Source organism: Frateuria sp. Soil773, from assembly GCF_001428405.1.
GTDB lineage: Bacteria > Pseudomonadota > Gammaproteobacteria > Xanthomonadales > Rhodanobacteraceae > LMSL01.
Window position 1 is genome coordinate 17,415 of the sequence record NZ_LMSL01000002.1, and the last position, 14,591, is coordinate 32,005.

At 69.8% G+C, this 14,591-nt stretch carries 14 protein-coding genes; 4 read left to right on the top strand and 10 right to left on the bottom strand.

The genetic code is table 11. The features are described from left to right. Window positions 1–250, top strand: a 250-nt coding sequence (locus tag ASG87_RS20720; protein WP_235499523.1) for a hypothetical protein, incomplete at its 5' end; no start/stop codon positions are given. A gap of 79 nt (window positions 251–329) precedes the next feature. Here ASG87_RS20720 and ASG87_RS00170 read toward each other — a convergent pair. The 7 genes from ASG87_RS00170 to hppD all read right to left on the bottom strand — a co-directional run bounded on the left by ASG87_RS00170 (window position 330) and on the right by hppD (window position 7,082). Then, complete coding sequence (locus ASG87_RS00170) at window positions 330–1,574, bottom strand: NnrS family protein (protein WP_055999014.1); 1,245 nt, start codon at window positions 1,572–1,574, stop codon at window positions 330–332. Window positions 1,575–1,651: 77 nt separating this feature from the next. Continuing rightward, window positions 1,652–2,395: a helix-turn-helix domain-containing protein gene (locus ASG87_RS00175; protein WP_235499524.1), complete on the bottom strand. Its 744-nt coding sequence runs from the start codon at window positions 2,393–2,395 to the stop codon at window positions 1,652–1,654. 170 nt (window positions 2,396–2,565) lie between these two features. Continuing rightward, window positions 2,566–3,552, bottom strand: a complete 987-nt coding sequence (locus ASG87_RS00180; protein ID WP_055999018.1) for a fumarylacetoacetate hydrolase family protein — start codon at window positions 3,550–3,552, stop codon at window positions 2,566–2,568. Window positions 3,553–3,656: 104 nt separating this feature from the next. Then, a complete protein-coding gene (locus tag ASG87_RS00185) occupies window positions 3,657–4,235 on the bottom strand; it encodes a hypothetical protein (RefSeq protein WP_055999020.1) in 579 nt (192 codons plus the stop codon). Beyond that, window positions 4,232–5,542, bottom strand: coding sequence for a homogentisate 1,2-dioxygenase (hmgA, locus tag ASG87_RS00190; RefSeq protein WP_055999023.1), 1,311 nt, complete (start codon window positions 5,540–5,542; stop codon window positions 4,232–4,234). Before hmgA ends, ASG87_RS00185 begins: the two co-directional genes overlap by 4 nt. Window positions 5,543–5,560: 18 nt before the next feature. Further along, window positions 5,561–5,959 (bottom strand): DUF559 domain-containing protein, encoded by a 399-nt coding sequence (locus ASG87_RS00195; protein ID WP_055999026.1) that lies wholly within the window; start codon window positions 5,957–5,959, stop codon window positions 5,561–5,563. A 52-nt stretch (window positions 5,960–6,011) separates the two neighbouring features. Then, complete coding sequence (gene hppD, locus ASG87_RS00200; RefSeq protein WP_157510849.1) at window positions 6,012–7,082, bottom strand: 4-hydroxyphenylpyruvate dioxygenase; 1,071 nt, start codon at window positions 7,080–7,082, stop codon at window positions 6,012–6,014. A gap of 209 nt (window positions 7,083–7,291) precedes the next feature. Here hppD and ASG87_RS00205 point away from each other — a divergent pair, with 209 nt between their 5' ends. Further along, window positions 7,292–7,759 (top strand): MarR family transcriptional regulator, encoded by a 468-nt coding sequence (locus tag ASG87_RS00205; protein ID WP_157510797.1) that lies wholly within the window; start codon window positions 7,292–7,294, stop codon window positions 7,757–7,759. A 93-nt stretch (window positions 7,760–7,852) separates the two neighbouring features. Here ASG87_RS00205 and ASG87_RS00210 read toward each other — a convergent pair whose 3' ends face one another. From ASG87_RS00210 to ASG87_RS00220, 3 genes are all read right to left on the bottom strand, one after another. After that, on the bottom strand, window positions 7,853–9,361 hold the full coding sequence (locus ASG87_RS00210) for an oligopeptide:H+ symporter (protein WP_055999035.1): 1,509 nt from the start codon (window positions 9,359–9,361) through the stop codon (window positions 7,853–7,855). Between the two features lie 175 nt (window positions 9,362–9,536). Beyond that, complete coding sequence (locus ASG87_RS00215) at window positions 9,537–11,039, bottom strand: oligopeptide:H+ symporter (RefSeq protein ID WP_055999038.1); 1,503 nt, start codon at window positions 11,037–11,039, stop codon at window positions 9,537–9,539. Between the two features lie 255 nt (window positions 11,040–11,294). Continuing rightward, on the bottom strand, window positions 11,295–12,152 hold the full coding sequence (locus tag ASG87_RS00220; RefSeq protein WP_055999040.1) for a tryptophan 2,3-dioxygenase family protein: 858 nt from the start codon (window positions 12,150–12,152) through the stop codon (window positions 11,295–11,297). 280 nt (window positions 12,153–12,432) lie between these two features. Here ASG87_RS00220 and pdhA point away from each other — a divergent pair, with 280 nt between their 5' ends. Both pdhA and ASG87_RS00230 read left to right on the top strand, forming a co-directional pair. Next, window positions 12,433–13,518, top strand: coding sequence for a pyruvate dehydrogenase (acetyl-transferring) E1 component subunit alpha (gene pdhA / locus ASG87_RS00225; protein ID WP_055999043.1), 1,086 nt, complete (start codon window positions 12,433–12,435; stop codon window positions 13,516–13,518). Between the two features lie 3 nt (window positions 13,519–13,521). Further along, entirely contained in the window at window positions 13,522–14,502 is a 981-nt protein-coding gene (locus ASG87_RS00230; protein ID WP_055999045.1) for an alpha-ketoacid dehydrogenase subunit beta, read from the top strand. Window positions 14,503–14,591: the final 89 nt, after the last annotated feature.

Consider the following 14,591-nt stretch of genomic DNA (forward strand, 5'->3'; position numbering starts at 1 on the left):
TACGTTCGGCGGGCTGGTCAGCACCGCGTGGACCGGATCGCCCTGCGGCGGGCCGAAGTCCCCCGGCGCCACCGCGCCCGCCGTCGCCGCGGCGAGCGGGGACGAGGCCCCGGAATGCCCCGAACAGGCGGCGAGCAGGCAGGCGCCGGCGCAAAGCAGCGCGACGCGACGGATCCGCGACATCGACCATGACATCGGCATTCCCCCCGTGATTTTCCCTGGCGCACGGCCAGGCGACCTTCATCCCTGAAGCGGTGGATGCCGATCGCCATCCGTCGAGCAGGTGGCTGCGACAATCTGTCACAGCCCGGCGGGCAGAAATGTGCGGATCAGCCCGGTTTACCGTCGCGCCTCGGGGTCAGGTAGATCCACAGCGCGCGCAACACCCAGGGCAGGAAGGCCAGCAGCCATCCGGCGGCGGCGAGCACCAGCCACAGGTAGGCGTCGCCGCCCAGCTCCGCGCGCACCCGCAGCAGCAGCACGCCCTGCAGCAGCGCGAAGCACAGCCACGGCACCGCGCCCATCTGCAGCGGACGCCCGGAATGGCCCTGGGTGACCCGGGTCACCATCGCCACCAGCATCGAGCCGAAGTAGCCGATGGTCAGCACGTGCAGCGGCGCCAGGCCCAGCACGGGCTGTTGCGTCGCCATCAGCCACAGGCTTTGCAGCGCGTACAGCGCGAACGCCAGCGGCAGCCAGGCGAAGGCCAGGTGCAGCACCGCCAGCAGGCCTGGCCGGCGCGCCTTCCACGGCTGCCAGGCCAGGGCATGCCAGCCGAAGGCCAGTGCCAGCGGCGCATCCACCACCCACAGCCACGCCGGCTCCCCGCCCAGGTCGATCAGCAGGTGCGCCAGCAGCAGCGTCCACACCAGCGGCAGGCTCCAGGCCGGCCGCCGCACGACGTAGCCGGCCGCCACGTTGCCGCTGAAGAACGGGATCATGCGATGCGACACCGTGAAGTACACCGGCAGCAGCAGGCCGAACGTGCCCAGCTTCACCGCCAGCAGCGCGCACGCCGCCGGCGCGCCGGACAGGAAGGCGAGGAACGCGGCCAGCCCCAGCGCCCCCAGCGCGAACGCGGCCAGGCACGACAGGGCATGGCGGTCGCGCGAGCGCGCGGCGCGCAGCACGCCGCCCAGCGTGGCCAGGGCCAGCAGGTAGCCGGCCAGCATCAGCGCCAGGCCTGCGCGCAGCAGCCACGGCGCGTCGAGCAGACCGGCGTGCGCCAGCAGGTAGCCACCGAACACCGCGCCGGCCACCGGCACGTAGCGGGCGCGCGGCAGCGCCGGCTGGCCCAGCCAGCGCGGGAACACGGTCAGCAGGAAGCCGAACATGAAAAGCGGCAGCATGCCGTACTCGGTCAGCACGGCGTGCGCCCAGCCCGGCGGCACCGGCGGCTGCGGCCAGCCGGCCAGGCCGAAGCGCAGCGACACCAGCTCCAGCGTCCACCAGGCCATGCTGGTCAGCACCGCCAGCGCGCCGGCGAAGAACAGCAGGCGGTGCGGCGCCGAGGCCAGCAGCGCCGGCAGTTCCTTCATCCCGGCCTCCATGGCCGGTGGTCGAACGTCGCGCATGCCCCGGGCCTCGCTGCAATCGGTCGCCCGCATGCTCGCAGCCGCGCCGGCCGGGCGCCGTGATCTGGATCAGCCGGTCAGTCCGCCAGCAGGTCCTGCCCGATCGCCCGCAGGCCGGCCGGGTCGCGCAGCACCAGCTCGCGTCCCTCGACGGCGATCAGGCCCTGGCTGCGGAAGCGGCTGAGCACGCGGCTCACCGTCTCGGCGGCCAGCCGCAGGTAGTTGGCGATGTCCGCGCGCGACATGCTCAGGTGGAAGCGCGTATCGGAAAAGCCGCGGAAGGCGTAGCGCTCCGACAGGTCGACCAGGAACGCCGCCATGCGCGTGTCCGCGCTGTGGTCGCCCGCGAGCAGGCTGGCCGCGCCCAGTTCCTTGCTGATCAGGCGGAACAGGTGCTGCTGCACCACCGGCATGCGCGCCGCCAGGGCGCTCATCGCGGGGAACGAGAAGCGGCAGAAATACGCCGTCTCCAGCGCGATCGCGTCGCACGGGAAATGGTCGGGATAGATCGCGTTGAGCCCGATCACCTCGCCCGGCAGGTAGAAGCCGAGCACCTGCTCGCGTCCCTGCTTGTCGACCATGCAGGTCTTCACCGTGCCGCCGCGCACCGCGTAGATCGCGCGGAACGGATCGCCGGTGCGGAACACGTGCTCGCCGGCGCGGAACGGCCCGACGTGCTCGACCAGGCAGTGCAGCTCGGCCAGCTCCGGCTTGCCGTAGCCCACCGCGATGCAGGCGCTGGAAAACGCGCAGGTGCTGCAGAAGCGCACGGCATCGCCGTCGTCGGCGATCGGGCGGACTGGCGATGAGAGGGAACGCATGCGGATGACCATGGCCGGATGGAGCAGGAACGCCCCGCGCCGTCACGATGCGCGGGCGGGCACGGTGGTGATAGTAGTAGGCCGCGGCGGCGCCGCACAGGCGGCGGCGTGACGCAGCGCACCGCAGCGGCGGCCGGCGCCGGCCGCTGCGGGAAGCCCGCGGGCGGTTTTCAGCGCCGCAGCGGCGCGATCTCCTGCTCGATCGCACCGAAGATCGAGGCGCCCGACGCGTCGGTGACGTCGATCTTCAGGCGGTCGCCGAACTTCAGGAACGGCGTGCTCGGCTGGCCGTCGCGCAGGGTTTCCACCGTGCGCTGCTCGGCCAGGCAGGACGCGCCCTTGCCCGTGTCCTCGTTGGCGATGGTGCCGGAGCCGACGATGGTGCCGGCGGTGAGCGGGCGCGTCTTTGCCACGTGCGCCACCAGCTCGGCGAAGCTGAACTGCATGTCCACGCCGCACTCGGCCTCGCCGAACCATTGGCCGTTGAGCCAGGTGCGCATCGGCAGGTGCAGCTTGTCGCCCCGCCACGCCTCGCCCAGCTCGTCCGGCGTCGCCAGCACCGGCGACAGCGCCGAGCGCGGCTTGCTCTGCAGGAAGCCGAAGCCCTTGGCCAGCTCGTTCGGGATCAGCCCGCGCAGCGACACGTCGTTGACCAGGCCGACCAGTTGGATGTGCGCCGACGCCTCGGCCGGCGTGGCCGCCATCGGCACGTCGTCGGTGACCACCACCACCTCGGCCTCCAGGTCGATGCCGAAATCCTCGCTCGGCACCACCACCGGGTCGCGCGGGCCGAGGAAGCCGGCGCTGGTGGCCTGGTACATCAGCGGGTCGGTGTAGAAGCTGGCCGGCACCTCGGCGCCGCGCGCGCGGCGCACGCGCTCGACGTGCGGCAGGTAGGCCGAGCCGTCGACGAACTCGTAGGCGCGCGGCAGCGGCGAGGCCAGCGCGGCCATGTCCAGTGCGAACGCGCCCGCCGCAGTGCCGGCGTTGAGCTCGTCGGACAGCGCGTTGAGCCGCGGCGCCAGGTTCGACCAGTCGTCCAGCGCCGCCTGCAGCGTCGCGGCGATGCCGGCCGCCTTCACCGCCCGCGCGAGATCGCGGCTGACCACGACCAGCGTGCCGTCGCGGCCGCCTTCCTTGAGACTTGCGAGTTTCATCTGATGCTCCGAGGTTCGGAAATGTCCGGGATACCGTTACTTCTGGAAAATCCGCCGCGGGCGGCGGTTCCGTGCTTTTTTGCCGTCGGGAAGGCCGGCGTCCGTCATCCGCAGCCTTCCACGTAATCGACCTGCGGCGGCACGCCGACGCGCCATCGCGTCACCCTGCCGTCCGCCCCGGTCTCGAAGACCAGCACGCCCCCGCCCTGCGGCGCGGCCACGCGGAGGATCTTCGCACCCTCGACGTACTTGTGCGGCTGCTCATCGACCGCCGCGCCGTACAGCGCATGGACCTGCGCCAGGCTCATGCCGACCCGGCCGCCGCCCGGCGCCGCTTCCTTCGCGGTGCCCACGTCGTAGCGCACGAAGCGGCCGCCCTCGAACATGAAGGCGAAGTCGCGCGGCGTCTTCGCCCACTTCGGCAGCTTGTACTTGCAGCTCGACCCCGGCGACGGCGGGGCCCCCTTCAGCTCGCCGCCCCAGGCCTTGGCAAAGGCGGCTTCGTCCATGCCCAGGCGCAGGTCGCCGTAGCCGTCGTAGCGCGCCGGCTGCGCCGGGTCGGCCGGCGCCGGTGCCGGCTTGATCGGCGGCGCGGCGGCCACCGGCACGCCGTCGGAAGGCGCTCCGTTGCCGCAGGCCGCCAGCAGCAGCGCGCAGGCAAGTCCGGGCAGGCGGCGCATCATCCCGCGCGCCCGCCGTCGAAGTGGCGGGCGATGCCCTGCCAGCAGGTGTAGTAGTCCTGCTGCAGTTGCGGTGCGTCGAGCGCCTGCCGGGTCGGCCGGATCACCTTGCGCGTCTCGAACATGAAGGCCATGGTGCCGCCGATCACGTCGGGCCTGGACAGGTCGGCGGCGGAAGCCTTCTCGAAGGTGGCCGCGTCCGGGCCGTGCCCGCTCATGCAGTTGTGCAGCGACGCGCCGCCGGGCACGAAGCCCGCGGCCTTGGCGTCGTAGACGCCGGCGATCAGCCCCATGAACTCGCTGGCCACGTTGCGGTGGAACCACGGCGGCCGGAACGTGTGCTGCGCCACCAGCCAGCGCGGCGGGAAGATCGCCAGGTCCACGTTGGCGGTGCCGGGCGTGTCGCTGGGCGAGGTCAGCACGGTGAAGATCGACGGGTCGGGATGGTCGTAGCTGATCGAGCCGATCGTGTTGAAGCGGCGCAGGTCGTACTTGTACGGCGCGTAGTTGCCGTGCCAGCCGACCACGTCCAGCGGCGAATGGCCGATCTTCGCCTCCCACAGCGTGCCCTGGAACTTGGCGACCAGGCGGAAATCGCCCTCGACGTCCTCGTAGGCGGCGCACGGCGCGAGGAAGTCGCGCGCATTGGCCAGGCAGTTCGAGCCGATCGGGCCGAGATCCGGCAGCCGCAGCAGCGCGCCGAAGTTCTCGCACACGTAGCCGCGCGCCGCATCGTCCAGCAGCTCGACGCGGAAGCGCACGCCGCGCGGGATCACCGCGATCTCCTGCGGCCCGATCTCCAGCACGCCCAGCTCGGTGGCGAGCCGCAGCCGCCCCTGCTGCGGCACGATCAGCAGTTCGCCGTCGGCGTCGTAGAAGAAGCGCCCCTGCATCGAGCGGTTGGCCGCATAGACGTGGATGCCGATGCCCGCCTGCTCGGCCGGGCCGCCGTTGCCGGCCAGGGTGACCAGGCCGTCGACGAAGTCGGCCGGCGCCTGCGGCAGCGGCCACGGGTCCCAGCGCAACTGGTTCGGCGTGGCCGGCGCCTCCTCGAAGCGGTTGTGGAAGCGCTCGTGCGCCAGCGGCGCGAACGGCTCGTGCACCGCCGCCGGGCGGATCCGGTACAGCCAACTGCGGCGGTTCGCGTGGCGCGGCGCGGTGAAGGCGGTGCCGGAAAGCTGCTCGGCGTAGAGGCCGTGCGCCACACGCTGGGGCGAGTTCTGCCCCTCGGGCAGGGTGCCGGGGATCGCCTCGGTGGCGAATTCGTTGCCGAAGCCGGATTGGTAACCGTTGCTGACCATCGCAGACATGCGCGTGCCCTTGGCTCTTTAAAGCCCCTCTCCCCGCGGGAGAGGGGTTGGGGTGAGGGTTCGGTTTTCGCCGATGCTCAGGATGGATTCGAGCACCGCCTCGGTTTGCTGCAGGGCCTCATGATCCCAGTAACGCAGGACCTTAAGGCCCATCGATTCAAGATGGCGGGTGCGCGGCGCATCCGCGTCTTCGTTGTGCTGCGAACCATCAAGCTCGACCACCAGCCTGGCTGCCTCGCAATAGAAATCCACCACGTAGGGCGGGATCGGGTGCTGGCACCGGAACTTCAGGCCGCCCAGCCTGCCGGCGCGCAGATGCAGCCACAGTCGCCGCTCGGCCTCCGTGGCTTCCTTCCGTAGATTGCGCGCCTGCTGCCTCGTCCGTGCCGGCAGCGGCGGGTTGATGCGTCCCGGCATGCCCGTACCCTCTCCCCAACCCCTCTCCCGGCGGGAGAGGGGCCTTGAGACCTTACAGCACCCCGCGCTTCATCTGGTCGCGCTCGATCGACTCGAACAGCGCCTGGAAGTTGCCCTCGCCGAAGCCCTCGTTGCCCTTGCGCTGGATGATCTCGAAGAAGATCGGGCCGATGTTGTTCTGGGTGAAGATCTGCAGAAGCTTGCGCTGCTTGGTCTCCGGGTCGGCGTCGATCAGGATCTTGTTCTTCGCCAGGCGCGGCACGTCCTCGCCGTGGTTGGGGATGCGCAGGTCGATCACGTCGAAGTAGGTGTCCGGGGTGTCCAGGAACTCCACGCCCTGGGCGCGCATCGCTTCCACCGTGGCGTAGATGTCGTCGGTGAACAGCGCGATGTGCTGGATGCCCTCGCCGTGGTAGGCGTCGAGGTATTCGTTGATCTGGCTCTTCGGGTCGTTGGACTCGTTGAGCGGGATGCGCACGATGCCGTCCGGCGCGGTCATCGCCTTGGACACCAGGCCGGTCTTGGCGCCCTTGATGTCGAAGTAGCGGATCTCGCGGAAGTTGAACAGCCGCTCGTAGTAGTCCGACCACTTCTGCATGTTGCCGAAGTAGAGGTTGTGCGTGAGATGGTCGATGAAGGTGAGGCCGAAACCGGCGGGGTTCTGCTCGGCGCCTTCGACCGGCGCGTAGTCGCCGTCGTAGATGCTGCCGGCGCTGCCGTAGCGGTCCACCAGGTACAGCATGCAGTCGCCGATGCCCTTGACCGCCGGCGCGTTCACCGCCTTGCTCGCCTCCTTGTGGTCGATCGCCTCGCCGCCGTTGCCCAGCACGGTGGCGAGCACCTCGGCGGCCGGCTTCCTGAAGCGGATGGCGAAGCCGCAGGCGCAGGGGCCGTGCTTTTCGGCGAAGTCGGCGGCGAAGGAATCCGGGTCCTCGTTGACCAGCAGGTTCACGCCGTTCTGGCGGTATACCGTGATCGGCCGCGTCTTGTGCTTCAGCACCGCGGTGAAGCCCATGCTGCGGAACAGCGCGTGCAGTTCCTGGCTGCGGCCGGCCGGGGCGGCGAACTCGACGAACTCGAAGCCGTCGATGCCCATGGGGTTTTCGAACGTGGTGACCTGCATGCCAAGATTCGGCTGGGCGTTCATGGCGTTCTCCTGCGATGCGTTGTAGCTAAGCTGCGTCTATGGGCGGCCCGCGCGTGGACGCACGGGCTCCGGCGAGGGGTCCGCCCGCGGGAAAGTCCGCCCAAGCATGGCCGGACGCCCGCAAGGGAACCGCATATCTCCCGTTATAGTTACATATGAAACCACTTGCAAGGAAGACCGCCGCAGTGACCGTCAAGCGCAAGCCCGCTCCCGCCACCGCCGAACACGCCCCGCTGCAGTTGGAGCACTTCCTGCCGTACCGGCTGTCGATCCTGTCGAACACGATCAGCCAGGCGATCGCCGACGACTACCAGCGCCGCTACGACATCTCGATGACCGAATGGCGGGTGATGGCGGTGCTGGCCCGCTTCGAGGGCCTGTCCGCGCGCGAGGTGGCCGAGCGCACCGCGATGGACAAGGTCGCGGTGAGCCGCGCGCTGGCACGGTTGGTCGCGGCCGGCCGGGTCGACCGCGCCATCCACGACGACGACCGCCGCCGCTCGGTGCTCAGCCTCACCGAGGCCGGCTGGACCATGCACGACGAGGTCGCGCCGATGGCCCGCGCGCGCGAGCGCGAGGTGCTGGCGAAGCTCGACGACGAGGAGCGCGCGTGGCTCACGCGCATCCTCGACAAGCTGCTGCCGGCGGGCTGAAGCGGCTGTCCGAGGCGGCTGCCTGAAAAATGGCGGCCCGAAACGGCAAGGGCGGCCCGGAGGCCGCCCCTGCACGCCGCCGGCGCCGCGCGCTCAGCGCACGCCGTGCATCAGCCGGTTGATCAGCGGCGCCACCAGGAACAGCAGCGCGCCCGGGATCACCAGCAGCCAGAAGCTGAAGGTGAAGCCCGACAGCGCCGAGGCCACGGTCATGCCGGTCTCGCCGCTGACGTGGCCGGCGAAGATGCCCGACAGGTTGTTGCCGATGCCGGTGGACAGGAACCAGCCGCCCATCGCGAAGCCCACCATGCGCACCGGCGCCAGCTTGGTCACCATCGACAACCCGATCGGCGACAGGCACAGCTCGCCCACCGTCTGCAGCACGTACACCAGCACCAGCGGCCAGAACGGGATCAGCCCGCCCGCGTCGACCAGGCTGGACAGCGCGTACATCAGCACGGTGAACGCCAGCGCGTTGAACAGCAGGCCGAGGCCGAACTTGCGCGGGATCGACGGCTCGGCGTTGCGCCGGTCCAGCAGCCCCCAGGCGATCGACACCAGCGGCGCCAGCAGCACGATCGCCAGCGGCGCGACCGACTGGAACCAGCCCACCGGGAACTCCCAGCCGCCGAACATCCTGCGGTCCACGATGTTCTGCGCGAGGAAGTTGAACGAGCTGCCGGCCTGCTCGTAGAACATCCAGAACAGCACGTTGAAGGCGAAGATCAGCAGCATCGCGATCACCCTGTCGCGCTGCACCCGCCCCTCGCGGATGCCCTCGACCAGCAGCATCAGCGACAGCCCGACGAACATCACCGTCAGCAGCCACTGCAGGAAGATCGCGCCGGCCTTCGCCATCAGCAGGTACACCAGCGGCGCCGCCAGCACGCAGCCGACCAGCACCCACGCCACCCGCGCCCGGCTGGCCTGGTCCGGCGCCGGCCGGCCCACGCCCTTGAGCTGGCGCCGGCCGACCAGGAACCACGCCAGGCTGACCAGCATGCCGATGCCCGAGGCGAGGAACACCAGCTTGTAGTTCTGCTGCATCGGCGTGTCGGTGAAATGGGCCGCCATCCAGCCGGTGAGCAGCGGCGCCACCAGCGCGCCGCCGTTGATGCCCATGTAGAACAGCGTGAAGCCGCGGTCGCGGCGCGGGTCGCCCTGCAGGTAGAGCTGGCCCACCATCGAGGAGATGTTGGGCTTGAACAGGCCGTTGCCCACGATCACCGTGGCCAGGCCGAGCAGGAACACCGGCTCGCTCGGCCACATGATCATGAACAGGCCCACCGCCATCACCACCGCGCCGACCAGGATCGAGCGCTGGTAGCCGATCACCTTGTCCGCCACGTAGCCGCCGAACACCGCCGCGGCGTACACCAGGGCCAGGTAGGCGCCGTAGGTGCGGCTGGCGTACGCCTGGCCGGACGGATCGCCGCCGAAGAACTCCGCCACGATGTACAGCGTCAGCGCCCAGCGCATGCCGTAGAACGCGAAGCGCTCCCAGAATTCGGTCATGAACAGCATCCACAGCGGGCGCGGATGGCCGAGCATCTGCGGATAATCGGGCCTGGCGCCTGGCGCCACGTCGGTGGTCGGACTCATGGGTTCCCCTCGGGTTGCGGGTCGGCACCTCACGTGCGGACCTGTAATTTCTTGCGAAGGTGTACCCGCTGGCCGCACGCGGCGTCAAATGCACCGCAGCAAGGCATCGCCGGCACGCGAAAGCTTCCACGGCAGCCATGGCGGCGCGATGGCCGCCATGGCCGGTGCCGCACGCTCAGCGCACGCCGTGCATCAGCCGGTTGATCAGCGGCGCGACCAGCAGCAGCACCACGCCGGCGCCGGCGAGCAGCCAGAAGCTGAAGGTGAAGCCGGACAGCGCCGAGGCCGCGGTCATGCCGCTCTCGCCGCTGATGCGCCCGGCCAGCAGGCCCGACAGGTTGCCGCCCACCGCCAGCGACAGGAACCAGCCGCCCATCGCCAGCCCGACCAGCCGCGGCGGCGCCAGCTTGGTCACCATCGACAGGCCGATCGGCGACAGGCACAGCTCGCCCACCGTCTGCAGCACGTAGCACAGCGTCAGCGGCCAGAACGGGATCAGCCCGCGCGGGTCGAGCAGGGACGACAGCGCGTAGGTCAGCACGGCGAAGCCCAGCGCGTTGAACAGCAGGCCGAAGCCGAACTTGCGCGGGATCGACGGCTCCATCCGGCGCCGGTCCAGCCCGGCCCACACCAGGGTCACCAGCGGCGCCAGCACGATGATCGCCAGCGGGCTCACCGACTGGAACCAGCCCACCGGGAACTCCCAGCCGCCGAACATCTGCCGGTCCACCAGGTTCTGCGCGAGGAAGTTGAACGAGGTGCCGAGCTGGAAGTAGAACATCCAGAACAGCACGTTGAAGGCGAAGATGATCAGCATCGCGATCACCCGGTGCAGTTGCACGCGGTCGTGCCGCACCGCCTCCACCACCAGCATCGCCGCCACGCCCACGAACAGGAGGCCGAGCAGCCACTGCAGGCCGTCGGGCCCGATCTTCGACAGCAGCCCGTACACCACCGGCACCGCCAGCGCCGTGCCGGCCAGCACCCACACCACGCGCAGCCGGCTCTCGGCGCCGGGCGCCGGGCGACCCACGCCGCGCAGGCCGCGCCTGCCGATCCAGAACCACAGCAGGCTCAGCACCATGCCGATGCCCGCGGCGGCGAACACCAGCTTGTAGTTCTGCTGCATCGGCGTGTCGGTGAAATGCGCGGCCAGCCAGCCGGTGAACAGCGGCGCCACGAAGGCGCCCGCGTTGATGCCCATGTAGAACAGGGTGAAGCCGCGGTCGCGGCGCGGGTCGTCCTTGCCGTAGAGCTGGCCGACCATCGAGGAGATGTTCGGCTTGAACAGGCCGTCGCCAACGATCACCAGGGCCAGGCCGAGCAGGAACATCGGCTTGCTCGGCAGCATGATGGTGAACAGGCCCGCCGCCATCACCGCCGCGCCGATCAGGATCGAGCGCTGGTAGCCGATCACCTTGTCCGCCACGTAGCCGCCGAAGATGCCGGTGGCGTAGATCAGCGCGGTGTACGCGCCGAAGATGCCGCTGGCCCAGCCCTGCCCCGCCGGATCGCCGTGGTAGAACTGCGCCACCACGTACAGCGCCAGCGCCCAGCTCACGCTGTAGAACGCGAAGCGCTCCCAGAACTCGGTCATGAACAGCATCCACAGCGGGCGCGGATGGCCGAGCAGTTGCGGGTAGTCGGGCACGGCGCCGGTATCGATGGTCTGGCTCATGGATTCACCTCGGCGCCTGAAGCCGCAGCCTGGCGCGTTGTCGTGGGGTTGTCGTGGATAGGGATCGCGCGGGCGCGCGGCGGCGCCTGGCGAAGGACGATGCGCCGCGGCCCGGCCGGCAGGCGCGGCAAGCGTGGAAGGACGGCTGGCCGAACGGTGCGTCTGCACGCCTCGCACGAAGCGCGGGAACGGCCGCGCGCAACGCCGCGCGACCGCCGGGCGCCCGGTTCGGCGACCATGCTGCGGCCATGCCCTTCACGCCGCCGGCGTACCCAGCACCGTGCGCACTTCCAGCAGCTCGGGGAAGAAGGTCAGGTCCAGCGCCTTCTTGAGGAAGCCCACGCCGGACGAGCCGCCGGTGCCGCGCCGGTGGCCGATGATGCGCTCCACCGCCTTCATGTGGCGGAAGCGCCAGAGCTGGAAGCTTTCCTCGATGTCCATCAGCGTCTCGCACAGATGGAACTCCGCCCAGAACTTTTCCGGCGCCTCGTAGATGCGCCGGAACACCGGCAGCAGGTCGTCCTCGCGCTGCCAAGGCTGGCTCACGTCGCGCCGCAGGACCGCCGCCGGCACCGCATGGCCGCGCCGCGCCAGCCAGCGCAGCACCTCGTCGTACAGGCTGGGGGCGTCCAGCGCCTCGCGCAGCGTCCGCGTCGCCGCCGGATCGTGCGCGAACACCGCGAGCATGTCGGCGTTCTTGTTGCCGAGCAGGAACTCCACCGTGCGGTACTGCACCGACTGGAAGCCGGACGACGGCCCCAGCGTGTCGCGGAACGCGAGGTACTCGTGCGGCGTCATCGTCTCCAGCACCGCCCACTGCTCGAACAACTGGCGCTGGATCTGCTTCACCCGCGCCAGCACCTTCAGGCAGGGATCGGCGCGGTCGGCGCGCAGGAACTCCAGCGCCGCGCGCAGTTCGTGGATCACCAGCTTCAGCCACAGCTCGGCCACGTGGTGCTGCACGATGAACAGCATCTCGTCGTGGTACGCCGGCTGGCTCAGCGGCTGCTGCGCGGACAGCAGGGTATCCAGCCGCAGGTAGCCGGCATAGGTCATGCGCCCGTCGAGGTCGCGCTCGATGCCTGCCTCGAGCTCGCGCTGGTTGTCCGTCATGGGGGATCGCGGTGGCCGAAAACGCGCATGGTAACCCCTGCCGGCCGGCAGGCTGCACGCGGCCGCGAATCGCGCGCCTTCCCCGCAGCCTCCGTACCCGGCCGCATGCTGCGGCGTACCTTGCGACGCAACATGCCCTCCTGCTATCAATTGCCGGCTATTTCAGGCTGTTTTGATCGGCGCAACTGATCGCCGCAGCCAAGGGATCTTCGCGCGCCAGGCCCCACTGGATGGGCCGCCGCCTCCCGCCATCCCCCTTCAGTCCACCCGGGAGCGAGTCGTGTCCATCGCCGCCAAGTTTGAGATCGAATACCTGCAATACCTCGATGCCGAAGGCAACGAGGTCCGCAAGGACCTGCCGGCCTTCGCCAAGGATCTCGACCACATGGTCGAGCTGTACAAGCTGATGCTGTCCACCCGCGTGTTCGACGCCAAGTCGATCGCCCTGCAGCGCACCGGCAAGCTCGGCACCTACGCGAGCTGCCTGGGCCACGAGGCCGCCCACGTCGGCATCGGCAGCGCGATGAAGCCGGAAGACGTCTACGCGCCGAGCTACCGCGAGTACGGCGCCCAGCTCTACCGCGGCGTGCAGCCGCGCGAGGTGTACATGTACTGGGGCGGCGACGAGCGCGGCAACGACTACCAGAAGGAGCCGGCTCGCCACGACTTCGCGTGGAGCGTGCCGATCGCCACGCAGTGCCTGCACGCGGCCGGCAGCGCGCTGGCTTTCAAGATCCGCGGCGAGAAGCGCGTGGCGGTGTGCACCATCGGCGACGGCGGTTCGTCCAAGGGCGACTTCTACGGCGCCATCAACATCGCCGGCGCGCAGAACCTGCCGCTGGTGGCGGTGATCGTGAACAACCAGTGGGCGATCTCGGTGCCGCGCAAGATCCAGTCCGGCGCGCCCACGCTGGCGCAGAAGGGCATCGCCGCCGGCCTGTTCTCGATCCAGGTGGACGGCAACGACATCATCGCCGTGCGCAAGGCGATGGAAGACGCGCTGGAGCGCGCCCGCAACGGCCAGGGCGGCAGCGTGATCGAGGCGGTCACCTACCGCCTCGGCGACCACACCACCGCCGACGACGCGCGCCGCTACCGCGGCGAGCAGGAAGTGAAGGACGGCTGGGACAAGGAGCCGATGAAGCGCCTGCGCAACTGGCTGGTGGCCAAGGGCGTATGGGACGACGCGAAGGAAGAAGCCTGGAAGGCCGAGTGCGACGAGTGGATGGACAACGAGGTGAACGCCTACCTCGAGACCAAGACGCAGCCGGTCTCGGCGATGTTCGACTACACCTTCGCCGAGGTCCCCGCCGACCTCGCCAAGCAGCGCGACTACGTCCTTTCGCTCGAAACCAAGGGTCACTGAGCCATGGCACAAATCACTCTCATCGAAGCCGTCACCCAGGCACTGGCCTACGAAATGGCACACGACGACAGCGTCGTGGTGCTGGGCGAGGACGTCGGCGTCAACGGCGGCGTGTTCCGCGCCACCCAGGGCCTGCAGCAGAAGTTCGGCGAACTGCGCGTGCTCGACACGCCGCTGGACGAGACCACCATCGCCGGCGTCACCGTGGGCCTGGCCGTGCAGGGCATGAAGCCGGTGGCCGAGGCGCAGTTCGAGGGCTTCATCTACCCGATGATGGAGCAGATCGCCTGCCACGCCGCGCGCATGCGCAACCGCACCCGCGGCCGCCTCACCGTGCCGGCCGTGTGGCGCGCGCCGTGGGGCGGCGGCATCCGCGCGCCGGAGCACCACTCCGAGGCGAACGAACACCTGTTCACCAACATCCCCGGCCTGCGCGTGGTGCTGCCGTCCTCGCCGGCACGCGCCTACGGCCTGCTGCTGGCGGCGATCCGCGATCCCGATCCGGTGATGTTCTTCGAGCCCAAGCGCATCTACCGCCAGTACAAGGAAGAAGTGCCCGACGACGGCGAGGCGCTGCCGCTGGACGTGTGCTTCGTGCTGCGCGACGGCACCGACGTGACCCTGGTGACCTGGGGCGCGCAGGTGAAGGAAGCGCTGGAGGCCGCCGACGAGCTGGCCCAGCAGGGCATCAGCGCCGAGGTGATCGACGTCGCCACGCTGACCCCGCTGGACTTCGACACCATCGCCGAATCGGTGCAGAAGACCGGCCGCTGCGTGATCGTGCACGAAGCCCCGAAGACCGCCGGCTTCGGCGCCGAGATCGCCGCGCGCGTGGCCGAGGAGTGCCTGTACGACCTGCTCGCCCCGGTCGAGCGCGTCACCGGCCCGGACACGCACATCCCGCTGTTCCGCCTCGAAATGAAGTACCTGCCCAGCGTGGAGCGCATCGTCGACGCCGCCAGGCGCACGCTTGCCGCCAGCTAAAACCTCACCCACGGAGCGTCATTCCGGCGATGGCCGGAATCCAGTCCAAGGACTCGTGCGAAGCACACGAACCCTTTGCGACACCCCAA

Coding starts and splice junctions, on each gene's coding strand:
- ASG87_RS00170 (WP_055999014.1), bottom strand. CDS start 1,574: ATGCGCGACGTTCGACCACCGGCCATGGAGGCCGGGATGAAGGAACTG.
- ASG87_RS00175 (WP_235499524.1), bottom strand. CDS start 2,395: ATGCGTTCCCTCTCATCGCCAGTCCGCCCGATCGCCGACGACGGCGAT.
- ASG87_RS00180 (WP_055999018.1), bottom strand. CDS start 3,552: ATGAAACTCGCAAGTCTCAAGGAAGGCGGCCGCGACGGCACGCTGGTC.
- ASG87_RS00185 (WP_055999020.1), bottom strand. CDS start 4,235: ATGATGCGCCGCCTGCCCGGACTTGCCTGCGCGCTGCTGCTGGCGGCC.
- hmgA (WP_055999023.1), bottom strand. CDS start 5,542: ATGTCTGCGATGGTCAGCAACGGTTACCAATCCGGCTTCGGCAACGAA.
- ASG87_RS00195 (WP_055999026.1), bottom strand. CDS start 5,959: ATGCCGGGACGCATCAACCCGCCGCTGCCGGCACGGACGAGGCAGCAG.
- hppD (WP_157510849.1), bottom strand. CDS start 7,082: ATGCAGGTCACCACGTTCGAAAACCCCATGGGCATCGACGGCTTCGAG.
- ASG87_RS00210 (WP_055999035.1), bottom strand. CDS start 9,361: ATGAGTCCGACCACCGACGTGGCGCCAGGCGCCAGGCCCGATTATCCG.
- ASG87_RS00215 (WP_055999038.1), bottom strand. CDS start 11,039: ATGAGCCAGACCATCGATACCGGCGCCGTGCCCGACTACCCGCAACTG.
- ASG87_RS00220 (WP_055999040.1), bottom strand. CDS start 12,152: ATGACGGACAACCAGCGCGAGCTCGAGGCAGGCATCGAGCGCGACCTC.
- ASG87_RS00230 (WP_055999045.1), top strand. CDS start 13,522: ATGGCACAAATCACTCTCATCGAAGCCGTCACCCAGGCACTGGCCTAC.